General features: G+C 62.4%; 15 protein-coding genes and 1 pseudogene. 8 read left to right on the plus strand and 8 right to left on the minus strand.

Going from position 1 to position 14,318, the window contains the following annotated elements; all coding sequences use genetic code 11:
• Nucleotides 1-21 precede the first annotated feature (21 nt).
• The 5 genes from AC0L39_RS09750 to AC0L39_RS09770 all read left to right on the plus strand — a co-directional run bounded on the left by AC0L39_RS09750 (nucleotide 22) and on the right by AC0L39_RS09770 (nucleotide 2,972).
• On the plus strand, nucleotides 22-1,008 hold the full coding sequence (locus AC0L39_RS09750) for a GNAT family N-acetyltransferase (RefSeq protein WP_473257480.1): 987 nt from the start codon (nucleotides 22-24) through the stop codon (nucleotides 1,006-1,008).
• A 118-nt stretch (nucleotides 1,009-1,126) separates the two neighbouring features.
• Nucleotides 1,127-1,474, plus strand: coding sequence for a phosphopantetheine-binding protein (locus AC0L39_RS09755; RefSeq protein ID WP_473262343.1), 348 nt, complete (start codon nucleotides 1,127-1,129; stop codon nucleotides 1,472-1,474).
• A 24-nt stretch (nucleotides 1,475-1,498) separates the two neighbouring features.
• On the plus strand, nucleotides 1,499-2,182 hold the full coding sequence (locus AC0L39_RS09760; protein ID WP_473257482.1) for a hypothetical protein: 684 nt from the start codon (nucleotides 1,499-1,501) through the stop codon (nucleotides 2,180-2,182).
• On the plus strand, nucleotides 2,179-2,655 hold the full coding sequence (locus AC0L39_RS09765) for a serine aminopeptidase domain-containing protein (protein ID WP_473257483.1): 477 nt from the start codon (nucleotides 2,179-2,181) through the stop codon (nucleotides 2,653-2,655). Before AC0L39_RS09760 ends, AC0L39_RS09765 begins: the two co-directional genes overlap by 4 nt.
• A 116-nt stretch (nucleotides 2,656-2,771) precedes the next feature.
• Nucleotides 2,772-2,972 (plus strand): hypothetical protein, encoded by a 201-nt coding sequence (locus AC0L39_RS09770; protein WP_473257485.1) that lies wholly within the window; start codon nucleotides 2,772-2,774, stop codon nucleotides 2,970-2,972.
• 3 nt (nucleotides 2,973-2,975) lie between these two features.
• Here AC0L39_RS09770 and AC0L39_RS09775 read toward each other — a convergent pair whose 3' ends face one another.
• Genes AC0L39_RS09775 through AC0L39_RS09810 form a run of 8 tightly spaced genes read right to left on the minus strand, consistent with a single transcriptional unit; the run spans nucleotide 2,976 to nucleotide 11,072 of the window.
• Nucleotides 2,976-4,175, minus strand: a complete 1,200-nt coding sequence (locus AC0L39_RS09775; RefSeq protein WP_473257486.1) for a class I SAM-dependent RNA methyltransferase — start codon at nucleotides 4,173-4,175, stop codon at nucleotides 2,976-2,978.
• Complete coding sequence (locus AC0L39_RS09780) at nucleotides 4,172-5,563, minus strand: NAD(P)H-hydrate dehydratase (RefSeq protein ID WP_473257488.1); 1,392 nt, start codon at nucleotides 5,561-5,563, stop codon at nucleotides 4,172-4,174. The genes AC0L39_RS09775 and AC0L39_RS09780 overlap by 4 nt, the downstream gene beginning before the upstream one ends.
• Complete coding sequence (locus AC0L39_RS09785; RefSeq protein ID WP_473257490.1) at nucleotides 5,556-5,921, minus strand: hypothetical protein; 366 nt, start codon at nucleotides 5,919-5,921, stop codon at nucleotides 5,556-5,558. The genes AC0L39_RS09780 and AC0L39_RS09785 overlap by 8 nt, the downstream gene beginning before the upstream one ends.
• Nucleotides 5,902-7,623 (minus strand): dihydroxy-acid dehydratase, encoded by a 1,722-nt coding sequence (gene ilvD / locus AC0L39_RS09790; RefSeq protein WP_473257492.1) that lies wholly within the window; start codon nucleotides 7,621-7,623, stop codon nucleotides 5,902-5,904. The genes AC0L39_RS09785 and ilvD overlap by 20 nt, the downstream gene beginning before the upstream one ends.
• 41 nt (nucleotides 7,624-7,664) lie before the next feature.
• The gene (locus tag AC0L39_RS09795; RefSeq protein WP_473257493.1) at nucleotides 7,665-8,387 is read right to left on the minus strand and encodes an N-formylglutamate amidohydrolase; all 723 of its coding nucleotides are present in this window, start codon (nucleotides 8,385-8,387) and stop codon (nucleotides 7,665-7,667) included.
• Nucleotides 8,384-9,196 (minus strand): 4-(cytidine 5'-diphospho)-2-C-methyl-D-erythritol kinase, encoded by an 813-nt coding sequence (locus tag AC0L39_RS09800; protein ID WP_473257495.1) that lies wholly within the window; start codon nucleotides 9,194-9,196, stop codon nucleotides 8,384-8,386. The genes AC0L39_RS09795 and AC0L39_RS09800 overlap by 4 nt, the downstream gene beginning before the upstream one ends.
• Nucleotides 9,193-9,411, minus strand: coding sequence for a hypothetical protein (locus tag AC0L39_RS09805; RefSeq protein ID WP_473257497.1), 219 nt, complete (start codon nucleotides 9,409-9,411; stop codon nucleotides 9,193-9,195). The genes AC0L39_RS09800 and AC0L39_RS09805 overlap by 4 nt, the downstream gene beginning before the upstream one ends.
• Before the next feature lie 14 nt (nucleotides 9,412-9,425).
• Complete coding sequence (locus AC0L39_RS09810; RefSeq protein ID WP_473257500.1) at nucleotides 9,426-11,072, minus strand: electron transfer flavoprotein-ubiquinone oxidoreductase; 1,647 nt, start codon at nucleotides 11,070-11,072, stop codon at nucleotides 9,426-9,428.
• A 90-nt stretch (nucleotides 11,073-11,162) separates the two neighbouring features.
• On the opposite strand from AC0L39_RS09810, the gene AC0L39_RS09815 reads away from it, so the two are divergent.
• The 3 genes and pseudogenes from AC0L39_RS09815 to moaB all read left to right on the plus strand — a co-directional run bounded on the left by AC0L39_RS09815 (nucleotide 11,163) and on the right by moaB (nucleotide 14,257).
• Entirely contained in the window at nucleotides 11,163-11,948 is a 786-nt protein-coding gene (locus AC0L39_RS09815; RefSeq protein WP_473257502.1) for a uracil-DNA glycosylase family protein, read from the plus strand.
• A complete protein-coding gene (locus AC0L39_RS09820) occupies nucleotides 11,930-13,711 on the plus strand; it encodes a lytic transglycosylase domain-containing protein (RefSeq protein ID WP_473257503.1) in 1,782 nt (593 codons plus the stop codon). Before AC0L39_RS09815 ends, AC0L39_RS09820 begins: the two co-directional genes overlap by 19 nt.
• Before the next feature lie 12 nt (nucleotides 13,712-13,723).
• A pseudogene (moaB, locus tag AC0L39_RS09825) lies at nucleotides 13,724-14,257 on the plus strand (molybdenum cofactor biosynthesis protein B).
• The last annotated feature ends 61 nt before the right edge of the window (nucleotides 14,258-14,318 follow it).

Below are 14,318 nucleotides of genomic sequence, written 5' to 3' on the forward strand. Positions count from 1 at the left end.
ATTCCGGTGGAGCACGTTTGTGTGATCGAAGCGAGGTATCACGGCAGCGTTAACGTCTTGCAAGACCTGTCTTTGCAAGCCGAAGCCGTGCGCGGGCAATCACCCTTCTCCCGGCCCGAATGGTTCGAGCTTATCGCCACAACCGGGCAAGAGCCGCTTGTCGTTACCGCCAGCGCGGATGATGTAGTCGCCGCACTCGTTCTCACCGACGATGATGGCCATCTGAAATCGCTGCGCAACTGGTACAGTTTCACCTGGCGCCAGATGGCACCGGAAGGCGGCCGTGGCGATAATTTACTGCGCGCAATTGCGCAGAAACTGAAAGATCGCGCCTACCGGGTTTCCTTCGAGCCTGTCCCCGGTGAGGATGGATCGGCGGACAGACTGGCCGCGGCGTTCAAGGCTGCGGGCTGGCACGTGCGCGCGGAAGAATGCGATACGAACCACATCCTCGATGTGAACGGACGCTCCTTCGCCGAATATTGGGCTTCGCGTCCCGGACCCTTGCGCACAACCCTCGGACGCAAGGCCGGCAAGGTCGCGACGACGATCACCGACACGTTCGATCCCGCCGCGTGGGACGATTATGAGCGCGTCTATGCCGAAAGCTGGAAGCCTGCCGAGGATCACCCGCAGATGCTACGCGATTTCGCCCGCGCCGAGGGCGGCGCAGGTCGCCTGCGGCTGGGCCTTGCCCATGCGGAGGGGAAGCCTGTCGCCGCGCAGTTCTGGACTGCCGAAAACGGGACCGCGTACATCCATAAACTGGCCCACTTGGACAGTCACAAGCACCTCTCTGCCGGCACCACGTTAAGCGCCGCGATGTTCGCGCAAGTCATTGACGTCGACAAGGTATCGCGGATCGATTTCGGCACCGGCGATGAGCGCTACAAAGCGGACTGGATGGAGGCGGCACGGCCACGCTACCGGATTAAAGGGTTCAACCTCTCCAAACCGCGCGGTTGGCTTTCTTTCGCCAAATCCGGCCTGCAGCGCCTGACCCGTTAACGCACGCACGCTTGCGCGCAGGCGGGCGGCTGGCTAAGGCCGCGGCCCTAGAGACAGGCGCGAGGCGTCAACTACGCAGCGCCGGGGCGCGCATTGCTCAAGACGAGGGATGAACTTGATGGGCACCAATCCGGTAAGCACCGATGAGCCTGATGCCGCAGATCAGGCGGCTGAAGTCTCGGGCGCGTCAGGTTTAGGTCCAAGCCGCGCGGCAATCGACACCAAGCTAAAGGCAATCATTGTCGACGTGCTTGGGATCGATGCGGATTTGGCTGAGGAATTTGGCGACCAAACCGGCTTGTTCGGCCACCTCCCCGAGCTGGATTCGATGGCGGTCGCTGGGCTGCTCACCGAAATGGAAGATCGGCTCGGCATCGTGATCGATGACGACGATGTCGATGGCGAAATGCTGGAGACATATGGCGGCCTGCTCGGATTCGCTGAATCCAAGATCGTCGCAGGCTGATCGCTCTGCGCAGGTGACAGGATCGTGATAGGCACCTGGCCCGCGCCCACTATCGGCGGAAAAACAACCGAAGAGCTGTTGTTGTCATTCGATAAGGGTCGATCGGTGCGCCTGCTCGTCATTCCGGCACTCTTCGATGAGGCGAACAAGCTGCGGCGGTTTACAGCCGAAGTCATGCGCCGCCTGGACGAGGCGGGTATCGACTGCTTCCTGCCGGACCTGCCCGGCATGAATGAAAGTCTCGCACCGCTTGAGGCTCAGACGCTTGCATTCTGGCGCGAGGCAGCGGGCGCAGCCGCGCACAGCCTTGCCGCAACCCATGTTCTTTCCATGCGCGGCGGTGCGCTGCTGGCGCCCGATAACCTGCCCGGCTTTCGCTACGCACCTCAGACCGGTGAGAAACAGCTTCGTAACATGCTGCGGGCGCAACTCGTCGGCTCGCGCGAGGCGGGAGCGGATGAAACGAGCACCGCACTGGCGGAGAAGGGCCGAATCTCCGGAATTGCCCTTGCAGGCTGGTCAATCGGCCCTGAAATGTATCGGCAACTCGAACAGGCGGATGCAACGCGCACGGAACAATATGTCGATATCAGCCAGGACATGATCGGCGGCGCAGGGCTTTGGCTGCGCGCGGAGCCGGGCCACAACCCGGAACAAGCCGACGCCTTGGCGATGGCAATCCTTGAAGATCTGGACCGCCCGAAATGAGCAGGTTGCACTTCGATTTCGGATGCGGTCGGCTCAAACTGGCAGGCACGCTCGACACCGCACCCGGCACGACCGGGCTTCTCATCGTGACCGGCGGCAATGAAATCCGCTCCGGCGCGTTTTCGGGGCAATCGCGGCTCGCGGCCCGCATCGCAACAGCGGGCTTTCCGGTGTTCCGCTTCGACCGGCGCGGTGTCGGAGACAGCGAGGGCGAAAATCGCGGATTTCGCAAGAGCGCGCGGGACATCGAGGCCGCGCTTGAAGCGTTCCGGGCTATGGCTCCGCAGATGAACCGGGTGATCGGCTTTGGCAATTGCGACGCTGCCTCGGCTCTGATGCTGTTCGAAGGCAAAGGCTTCGACGGTCTGGTGCTCTCGAACCCGTGGACGTTCGACGCGCAATCCGGACCGAGCGGCAACACCGATAGCCTCCCCCACCGGCGACGATCCGGGCGCGCTATGCCGGGAAGCTGAGAAATCCCCGCGAGCTGGCGCGGCTAGCAAAGGGTGAGGTCGACCTCGGCAAACTCGCGCGCGGCCTGGCAAAGTCGCTCAAGCAAGAGGGAGAAGCGTCCTCCCTGACCAGCGAGATGAAGGCCGGGCTTGCGCAGTTCACCGGGCCATCTCGCATATTGCTCGCCGCGAAAGATCGCACAGCCCAGATGTTCGAGCAGCAATGGGACGCAGGTGATGAGCGGATCATGCGCTGCGAAGGCGCCAATCATGCATATGCCGAGCCCGAGCGCGCCGCATGGCTTGAACATCGCATCCTCGAAGCCCTGCGCGCTTGAGTGTCAGCGCTCGAACAGGCTCACCAGCTCGACATGGGTGGACCAGCGAAACTGGCCGACCGGGCGCAACCTGGCGAGCTTGAAGCCTGCCGCCGATAATTGCGCGGCGTCGCGCGCCCAGCTGGACGGATTGCAGCTGACATAGATCACCCGCGAAAGGTCGCTGGCAGCGATCTCGCCGATCTGCGCGCGCGCGCCAGCTCTCGGAGGATCCAGCAATACCGCATCGAACCGGCTCAGCTCTGCGGCTTGCAGCGGATTGCGGAACAGGTCGCGGTGCATCGCCACGACAGTGCCGCCGGTCCGCGCTGCGGCGGCTTTTGAGGCCAGATGCGATGCCTGATCGGCTTCGACAGCGAGCACCTTGCGCTCCTCGCGCAGCGCGAACGCAAATGTGCCGAGGCCCGAAAACAGGTCGGCTACCATACGCGCATCACCGACCCACTCGGTAGCGTCGGCGATCATCCGCGCCTCGGCATCCGCAGTTGCCTGCAAGAACGCGCCCGTAGGCATCGGGACGGGGATGCCCGAGAGTGTAATCGAGGCAGGCTCAGGCTCCCAGACGGTTTCGGCTCCGTAGCCCTGATCGAGCGACAGGCGCGCCAACCGATGGTCGCGCGCAAAATCCAGCGAAGCTTCGGTCGCCTCCAGCCCTTCCAGCGCGAAGTTTGAAAGGCTGAGGTCGATTCCTTGATCACACAGGACAAGCTGGGCATCGACAGCGCCCTTTTTCGGGCCGTGATCGGCGATGAAGTTGCGTAGAGGCGAAATCAGCTCGGCCAGTTGCGGCGCGATCACATGACATTCGGAAAGATCGACAATCTTGTGCGAGCCAGCCTCGCGAAAACCGAGCGCTGCGCTCTTGTGTGCGCGCATACCGTGCAAGGTTGCGCGGCGCCGTGCTCCGGGCGGAGAAAGGTGTTCCGGCAGCAATTCGCCGACAGCAAGGTCCTGCCCGCGCGCCGCGTTTACGACCCGGTCGCGCACGAAATCTGCAAGCGCCCGTTCGTCAGCGTGTTGTAACTCGCAGCCACCGCATGTCCCGAAATGGCGGCACGGCGGCGCTGTGTGGTGCGCACCTGTCTCGATGATTGTTTTGCCATCGACCAAGTCGCCGGGCAGCGCTCCGCGCACGTGGTTTCCGCTTGCGGTCACTCCATCGCCCTTGGCGGCGAGGCGAACGATTGTTTCTGGCTGCGTCACAGGCAGGCGGCGTAGGCGTTGGCGATCGATTCGGCGAGCTGTGATGCGGTGAAGGGCGCAGTTATTCGGCGCGCAGCAGCACCATGAAGCCACACCGCCTCACTTGCGGCCTCGAACGGTTCGCGCCCGGCAGCCATGCGGCTAACGGCTATTCCGGCCAGCACATCCCCGCTGCCCGCGACCGAAAGCCAGCTCGGCGCGGGCGGCGCCAGCGCGAGCCGCCCATCGGGCGCTGCAATGACGGTGTTTGGCCCCTTGGCGCAGATCACGATGCCGCTCGCCTTGGCAACCGACTTGGCCTGCGCGATACGACCGTCCGCGATGACCGCAAAGGTCCGGCACAGAGCCGCCAATTCTCCATCGTGCGGAGTGGCAAGGATATTGGCGCCTGCATGCAGCAATTCAGGTTTGAGGATAGTGAGGGCGTCAGCATCCAGAACGGTCCGCTGCGATGCACCAAGAGCCTTGGCGAGCCGGTCTCTTGCTTCATCGCCCCTCCCCAGCCCCGGCCCGATCAGAACCGCGGCAATTCGCTCGTCGGCTAGCGCGTCGATGAGTGGAGCGTCGTCGATCACCAGATCGGGATTTGCCGCAGGGTGCGATTGCCCCGAAAAAAGCTTCACATAACCCGCGCCGCCCCGCTGCGCTGCTTGCGCTGCGAGAAGTGATGCACCGGGCATTTCGCCGCCGACTATAGCCGCAAGGCCGCGCGTATATTTGTGCGCATCTGAGGCGGGAACGTCCAGCGATGGCTTGGAGATTAGCTGCGCCGCTTTGTCGGCGGAGCCTACACCGATTGGAACTAGTTGCCTTGTCCCCATTATGCTGCGCGCCGGGAGGAGCCAATGCGCGAACTTCCATGCGCCAAGGGCAAGGGTTGCGTCGAACTGCGGCAACCGTTCATTGAGCATCTCGCCGCTATCGCTCTCGACGCCCGAGGGCAGATCGACCGCTATTCGGATCGAATGGCGCGCCGCCAGATCGCGCAGCAACAGCGAGTGCTCCCCCGAGAGCGGGCGCGACAGGCCCGACCCGAACATGCAGTCTACGAAAACCTCGCCATCGACGCCGCCTCCAGAGGTCGAGACTGCCCCGCCCCATGCCTCACGGGCAGACGCCGCCGCATCCGTAGAGGGAGGCATCGGCGCGACCACCCGGACCGCATTGCCGAATTCGCGCATCCGGCGAGCGATGACATAGCCATCGCCGCCATTGTTGCCGGGTCCGCACAGTACCGTAACAGAGCGTCCCGCGGCGATACGCCTGATCCACTCCGCCGCGCCGCCTGCGGCGATCTCCATTAGCTCGGAGACGGTTGTTCCGGTCTCGAGGATCGCCTCCTCTGCAGCCTGCATCTGGGCGACAGTGAGGATCTGGGCATCACTCATTGCTGCTGCCGCGCACCTTTGCGCGGTCAAGCTGATAGCGTTCGGCAGCAATCGCGAATTCGAACACTTCGTTTTCATCACCGAACGCGAGGGCGTTCACCGGGTCCGCTCCATCTATCGCCTCGATTACCGGACCTCCGGATCCCGCCATGACGACAAAGCGGCGAAAGCCCCCGTCGGGGCGGTAAATGGCAAATTTGTCCGGCCCGATGATTTCGAGCGTACACACATTCGAAAAATCAGCCCCTGGCCCGATAGCGCGCGCAATTGTCTCGCCTTCTGGCTTGCCGCTCTCGGGCCCGCAGCCGGCAAGTGCGGCAATAGCAATCGCCGGCGCGCTAAATATCCGCAAAGACATGGGTCTCGCTCGTCGCGCCCGGATGGGTGAGCGCGCCCTTGCTCGCCGGACCAACATTCTGCGCATAGCGCCACAGAGCGCCCGACTGGTAGTCGTTGGTGCGCGGCTGCCATTCCTTGCGGCGGTCTGCCAGCACAGCGTCATCGACATAGAGATCGATGGTCCCTGCCTCAGCATCGATGCTGATCATGTCGCCGTCCTCGACCAGCGCAATCGGTCCGCCATCGGATGCCTCTGGACCGACATGGCCGATGCAGAAGCCCCGCGTCGCACCCGAAAAGCGCCCGTCGGTGATCAGCGCGACCTTCTCGCCCATCCCCTGCCCGTACAGGGCCGCAGTCGTAGAGAGCATCTCGCGCATTCCGGGACCGCCCTTCGGCCCTTCGTAGCGGATGATGATGACGCAGCCTTCGGCAATGTCGCGGTTCTCGACCGCTTCGAATGCGTCTTCCTCGCAATCGAATACGCGCGCAGGGCCGGTGAATTGGAGCCGCTCCATGCCCGCAACCTTTACAATGGCTCCATCAGGCGCGAGCGAGCCTTTGAGGCCGACGACACCGCCGGTCGGGGTGATCGGTGCCTTCACATCGTAGAACACCTTCTGTTCGGGATTCCACGTGATTTCCTCGATATTTTCACCCAGCGTCTTGCCTGTGACAGTCATGGGTTCGGGATCGAGGAAGCCGCCGTCGAGCAGTGTTTTCATGCCCATGTAGACGCCGCCCGCTTCGTGCATGTCCTTCGCGACGTATTTCCCGCCGGGTTTGAGGTCGGCGATGTAAGGGGTCGATTTGAAAATTTCGGCGACGTCGAACAGGTCGAATTCGATCCCCGCCTCGCTCGCCATCGCGGGCAGGTGCAGCGCCGCATTGGTCGATCCGCCGGTCGCAGCAACAACGCGCGCCGCATTTTCGAACGCGGCCTTGGTGCAGATATCGCGGGGCCTGAGGTTGATCTCGAGCAACTTCATCACCTGACGCCCAGCCGCGCGTGCAATTTCTTCGCGTGATTTATAAGGAGCAGGTGACATGTTGCTGTTCGGCAGAGACAATCCGATAGCTTCGCCTACGCATGCCATGGTGTTGGCGGTGAACTGGCCGCCGCACGCTCCGTGGCCGGGACAGGCTACTTTTTCCAGCTCGATCAATTCCTGAAGCGGGCAATTTCCGGCGGCGTGCTGGCCAACCGCCTCGAACACATCGACCACGGTCACGTCCTTGCCGTGAAAAGTCCCCGGTAGGATCGATCCGCCATAGACGAAGATGCTGGGTACGTTCAGCCGCAGCATCGACATCATCATGCCCGGCAGGCTCTTGTCGCATCCAGCAAAGCCGACCAGCGCGTCATAGCAGTGGCCGCGCACCGAAAGCTCGACCGAATCCGCAATGACCTCGCGGCTGACAAGCGAGCTTTTCATGCCTTGGTGGCCCATCGCGATACCGTCGGTCACGGTGATGGTGTTGAAGCGGCGCGGTGTGCCGCCGCCCTCGATCACGCCTTCGCGGCAGATATTCGCTTGCGGGTCGAGTGTCGTGTTGCACGGCGCGCTGTCATTGCCGGCGCTCGCCACCGCGACGAAGGGACGCGCGATTTCTTCCTCGGTCATCCCCATCGCATAGTAATAGGACCGATGCGGCGCGCGCTCAGGACCGACCGAGACATGCCGGCTGGGCAGTTTGGATTTGTCGAATGGCGAAGACATATTGTTTCCCGTACGCAAAGTTTCGGGAAACAGCACTGCCGCTAGTCGAGCGCGAGCGCAACCCTTCCGCAGACATCCGCGATCATCGCGGCAAAGCGCGATTGCTGAGCACGGGTCATGATGAGGTCCTGCCGCACCTCGATCGCGCAATAATAGCGGTCATGCGCCTCTGCATGGCGGTTCATGGTCGCATTCAATTCCTTGCCCGAATACGGCTCATTATCGCCGACAGTCAGTCCAAGCTCGCCAAACAGGCGGATCGCGTGGCGTGCGGCCCGGTCATCCTCGTTATACAGCAGCGCGATTTCCCATGGCCGCTCATCGCCCCCATTCTGCAATTTCGGCGTAAAGCTGTGGAGCGAGATGATCAGTTCGGGCGCGGATTCCTCAAGCCATTTTTCGAGCGCTTCGTGATAAGGGCGGTAATATTTCGCGAGCCGCGCTTCGACGTCGGCGCCGATATTGCCGGGCACCAGATGGCCGTCGCTTTCGGTCGGGACAACGGCGGGATGGTCTTCCTCGCGGTGCATATCGACGACGAGGCGGCTGACCTGTGCCAAGTGCGCCGGGATGTTGTGACGGCGCGCCATCCGACCAGCTACGCCCGCGACGCCAATGTCATAGGCAACGTGCTGCTCGAGCAATTCGGAAGGGATGCCCAGCGGAATGTCCTCGGGCACGAAGTTGGTGGCATGATCGGCCACACAGACCAAGCCGCCGCGTTTCAGTTCGCCCACCTGGCGGTATGGAATTCCGTCGATCATCGCAGGTTTCCTGTCATCTGCCACCAATGCGGGTGGCTTGCCGCGATCCGGTGCGCAGCGTCATCGCGGGCAACAGCGTCCTCGTATAACGCGAAGCATGTGGCCCCTGATCCCGACATTTCAAACATCCACGGCCCGGTTCGTTCCAACTCGCCGAGGACCTCAGCGATTGCAGGACAGATCGAAATCGCCGGTTCACGCAGGTCGTTGCGGCCTGACTCAGCAATTTGGCGCGCGGTTCCGGACGGCAGCGCGCCGCGATCTTCGCCGTCCCATGCCTTGAACACAGGCCCCGTCGACAGCGGGATCATCGGGTTCACGAGCAGAACCGCCATGCCCGCCATGTCATTCTCGACCTGCTCCAATTCAGTCCCTGTTCCGCGCCCGATCGCCATCTCGCTGCGCGCGCACGAGGGCACATCCGCGCCAAGCTTTTCCGCGCGCTCCTGCCAGTCATCGGGAAGTCCGTGCGCCTGCTCGACAATGCGAAACACCGCTCCCGCATCGGCAGAGCCGCCACCAAGCCCGGCTGCAACAGGGAGGGTCTTTTCCAGCGTGATATCCAGCCCGCCGACACGCGGAAGCGACGTCAGCGCGCGCATCACCAGATTATCGAACGGATCGTCGAGCGCCTGTGCAAACTGTCCGATTGTCGTGAGCGTATCGCGTTCTGCGGGCTTGGCAATGAGCGTGTCGCCTGCATCGACAAACGCAAACAGCGTCTCAAGCTCGTGATAGCCGTCATCGCGCTTCCCGCGAACATGCAGCGCGAGGTTGATCTTCGCGTAAGCGGTTTCGGTTCTACTCACTTGTCGCCGCTTTTCTTTGCGAAATTCCTGAATGGGTCTTTTGCAATCCATCGGGAAATCGCCGCAGCGCCGAAGATAAAACCAACCAATAAAATCACCCGATCAATGCGGGTCAAAACCGATTTTACCTGCTCATTCGCAAATCCAGCAAACAAACAAGCCAGCAGAAATATCGCCCAAGCCAGGGTGGCGCTGATCTGACTGCGAGTAGGCATCCTGGCGTTATGGATCACATATTCGGATAATTAGGCCCGCCGCCGCCTTCGGGCGTGGTCCAATTTATGTTCTGGTTCGGGTCCTTGATGTCGCAGGTCTTGCAGTGGACGCAGTTCTGCGAATTGATCACGAATTTCGGCTCCGCGCCCTCTTCGGTCACCCATTCATAGACACCCGCCGGGCAATAGCGCGTCGAGGGTCCGCCGAAGACTTCAAGCTCGCTGTTCTTTTGCAGCGCCAGGTCCTCGACTTGAAGGTGGTTGGGCTGGTCCTCGGCATGGTTGGTGTAGCTGTAGGCGACATTGGTGAGCCGGTCGAAGCTGATCTCGCCATCGGGCTTGGGATAGTCGATCTTCGGATAAAGATCGGCGCGGCCCGTCATGGTATAATCGCGGTGGTGATCCATGCTGATCGGCAGGCCGATCTTGAGCGTGCGCATCCACATGTCCACGCCGCCAAGCAATGTGCCGAGATCACCGCCATATTTTGCAATCGCCGGCTCTGCATTCTGCACCAGCTTCAGCTCGTCTGCGATCCAGCTGGAGCGCACGGCGCTGTCATAGTCCGAAAGCTCGGTCTTCTCATGGCCCTCTGCGATTGCCGCAGCGATGCTTTCAGCGGCCAGCATACCGCTCTTCATGGCGGTATGACTGCCCTTGATCCGCGGGACATTTACAAATCCTGCCGCGCAGCCGATCAGCGCGCCGCCGGGGAAAGCAAGCTTCGGCACCGACTGCCAACCGCCTTCATTGATTGCGCGCGCGCCGTAGGCAACGCGTTTGCCGCCTTCGAGATATTCGCGGATCGCGGGGTGCTGCTTCCAGCGCTGGAATTCCTGGTAGGGCGAGACCCACGGGTTCTTGTAATCGAGCGCGGTTACGAAACCGAGCGCAACCTGCCCGCCAGCCTGGTGATAGAGGAAGCCGCCGCCCCAGCTATCGCTTTCGGTGAGCGGCCAGCCCTGCGTATGGATCACGCGGCCCGGCTCGTGTTTCTTGGGATCGATGTCCCACAATTCCTTGATGCCGAGGCCGTAGACCTGCGGCTGGCAATTCGCCTCAAGGTCGAACTTCGCCTTCATCTGCTTGGTAAGGTTGCCGCGCGCGCCTTCTGCAAAAAGCGTGTATTTCGCATGGATCTCCATCCCAGGCTGGTAGTCGCCCTTTTGCGAGCCATCAGCAGCGATGCCCATGTCCTGCGTAACGACGCCGCTGACATTGCCATCATCGTCATACATCACATCGCTGGCCGGAAAGCCCGGGAAGACCATCACGCCCAGCCCCTCGGCCTGTTCGCCAAGCCAGCGCGTCATGTTGCCAAGCGACCCAGTGTAGCAACCGTGATTGCTCATCAGCGGCGGCATGATCAGGTGCGGCAGCGAAGTCTTCCCGCCTTTGGTCAGCACCCAGTGCCAGTTATCCGTCACCGGCGTCTCCGCCATCGGGCAATCCATGTCGCGCCAGTCGGGAAACAGCTCGTTAAGCGCCTTGGGATCGACCACCGCGCCGGACAGAATGTGCGCGCCGATTTCGGACCCTTTTTCGAGCACGACAACTTCGAGCTCTTCATTGATCTGTTTCAGCCGGATCGCTGCGGAGAGGCCTGCAGGGCCGCCGCCGACGATAACGACATCGCAAGGCATTGATTCACGTTCGGACATACGCTTTTCTTTTTCCCGGATTGCTCGCGTTTCTCTATGTATTCCACTTGCTAACTGGGGTCTGCGCAGTCAAGACTTGCATTGGATAGGATGGACACCGCACCCCCCTCTTTCACCCGCGATCTGGACGCCGCCATGGACTGGTGGCGCGATGCCGGTGTGGACCTCGATTTCAGCGATGACGCTACGGCTTGGTTGAGCGATGAGGACCAGACGGGCGCGACCGCATCGTCTGAGCCAAAGCCAGCTGGCGGCGCAGGGCCCCGCTCATCGACATCTGCCAAAAATGAGGCACCGGCCTCGCCGGCCACTCCTCGCGCGGACCTGCTTGGCGATTCGCCGCCAGCAACGCTTGAAGAATTTCGCACCTTCTGGATGGAGGCGCCGGGGCTCGACGGGGTCGGGCCGCGCGGCCGTATTCCGCCGCGCGGTGCCAGCGGCGCGGAAGTCATGATCCTGGTGGTCGATCCCGAAGAAGCGGATCGCACGTCACTGCTGAGCGGCCCGCAAGGCCAGCTGCTTGCAAATATGCTTGCAGCGATGGGGATCGGGGAAAGCAGCGCATACATCGCCTCGGCCCTGCCCCGGCACACGCCTATGGCCGATACTGAAGCGATTGCAGCTGGCGGAATGGATGCAGTCACGGCGCTGCACATCCAGCTCGCTGCGCCCAAACGGATCGTGGCGCTTGGCAAGAGTATTCTGCCGCTGATCGGCCACGACCGGGCGCAAGACATTACATCTTTACGCGAAATCAACCATGAGACCTCAAGCGTACCTGCACTGGTGAGCGAAGGCATCGAAAGCATGATGTCGATGCCGCGGCTCAAGGCCCGGTTCTGGCGGAGATGGATTGAATGGTCGCGGCAAAATTGAGAGCGAACTGGCTGAAATCCCTGGGGCTTCTTGTCGGAGGAGCAACAGCGACCGCCCTTCCCGCAGCCGCCTCCGCGCAAAGCCAGAGCATGGCCGCGCATTATTCCCGGCAGGCCGAAAACAGCGCGCAGCTTCCGGCGGTCCTCTCCAACAGCGAACGCGAGCTGTACCGCAATGTCTTCCGTGCCATCGACCGCAAGGAATGGAGCCGCGTCGAGGAACTGCTCGAGGACCAGCAAGGCACCCTGCTCTACCAGGTCGCGCTGGCCGAATACTTCACCCACGCCGACAGCCCGAAAGTCAGTGCCGAGCAGCTTGAAGACTGGTTTGCGCTCGGCATTCACCTTCCGCAGGCAGAGCAGCTTGGCCGTATGGCCGCCAAGCGAGGCCTCGAGGAATTGCCGCAATTGCCGGTTGCACAGCGCTTCAGCCGGCAGCCGGCAGCATCCAAGCGCATTCGTCCGCGTTCGATAATCGATGCCTCGATGTCCTCGCAGACCCGCTCGGCCATTCTCGACCGGATCAAGAATGACGATCCCGCCGGAGCACATGCTCTGCTTGTGGAGATCGACCCTGACTTGAGCGCCGAAGCCCGCGCCGAATGGCGCCAGCGGGTGGCGTGGAGCTATTACATCGAGAACAACGACGCGACCGCACTTGCGCTTGCTCAGACCGTTTCCGAGGGCAGCGGTGCTTGGGTTGCCGAAGGCGAGTGGGTTGCCGGTCTTGCAGCATGGCGGCTTGGCGATTGCGCGCTCGCCGCGACTTCGTTCGCGCAGGCAGCCGCGCGGTCGACCAATGTCGAGCTGACCTCTGCCGCGCACTATTGGGCGCACCGGGCGCTGATCCGTTGCCGCCAGCCCGGCGCGGCGCAGGATCATCTGACCGCTGCTGCCCGGTACGATGAAACGCTCTACGGCCTGCTCGCTTCCGATCAGCTTGGCATCGACCTGCCCCAGGCTGCGACGCCGCAGCCATTCTCCGCAGACGACTGGCGCGCCCTTCAAAGCACTCAGAACGTGCGCGTCTCCGCCGCTCTGGTCGAGATCGGAAGGCCGGGCCTCGCCGATGAAGTGCTGCGTTACCAGGCACGTGTTGGCGCTCCTTCCCAATACCCGGCGCTGTCGCGGTTGGCGCGCGAGCTTGGCCTGCCTTCCACCCAGCTGTTCATGGCGCACAACGCCCCGCGCGGGATGCGCAGCGACCGCGCCTTGCGCTTTCCCGTGGCGCGCTGGCAGCCTGCCACCGGCTGGCGCGTGGACCCGGCGCTTGCCTTTGCCCACGCCTTGCAGGAATCCAACTTTCGCGCCGGCGCCGTCAGCCCGGCGAATGCGCGCGGGCTCATGCAGATCACTCCCATCACCGTCCGCCAGCGCGCCCCGCGTCTCAACATGAGCGCCCGCTACGTCAACTTGAACGACCCGGAGGTGAACCTCGCTTTCGGCCAGCGTAACCTTGAAATGCTGCGCGACACTCCGGCCACGCGCGACAACCTCCTCAAGATCATGGCCGCTTACAATGCCGGCCTAACTCCGATCACCCGCTGGAATTACGAGATCCGCGACCAGAACGATCCGCTGCTCTGGATGGAATCGATCCCGTATTGGGAGACACGCGGCTATGTCTCCATCGTCCTGCGCAATTACTGGATGTACGAGCGCGCGGCGGGCGTTCCCAGCCCGAGCCGCCGGGCGCTCGCGCAAGGGCTCTGGCCAGCCTTTCCCGATATGGCTAGATCGAGGTCTGCCCGTCTGGAACAGTAAAGGATCATCCGCATGGCGATCGACGAGAACAAGACCTTCACGCCGATCAACATCGCGGTCCTGACCGTTTCCGACACCCGCACTGCCGATAATGACACCTCCGGCGATATCTTTGCCGAGAGGATTGTCTCGGCAGGCCACACCCTTTCCGCCCGCGAAATCGTCAAAGACGATGCAAACCTTCTCGCCAAGCAGATCGATAGCTGGATCGACGACCCGCAAATCGACGCCATCGTCAGCACAGGCGGCACCGGCCTGACCGAGCCGCGATGTCACTCCCGAGGCGCTTTCACGCATTGATGGTGCGCGCGACATACCCGGCTTTGGCGAGCTGTTCCGCTGGCTCAGCTTCAAGACCATTGGAACCAGCACGGTCCAGTCACGCGCCTGCGCCGTAGTCGCGCGCGGCACATATATCTTCGCGCTGCCCGGCTCGAACGGCGCGGTGAAAGACGGGTGGGACGGAATCCTTGCCGAGCAGCTCGACAGCCGCAACCGGTACCGTGCAATTTCGTAGAGCTGATGCCGCGCCTGCGCGAAGGGTGACACTTTATCCAACATGTCATGCGTATCCTACACCGTGTTTTCCATATATTTCAGACTGTTG

This window comes from Erythrobacter sp. K21-9 (genome assembly GCF_055808355.1).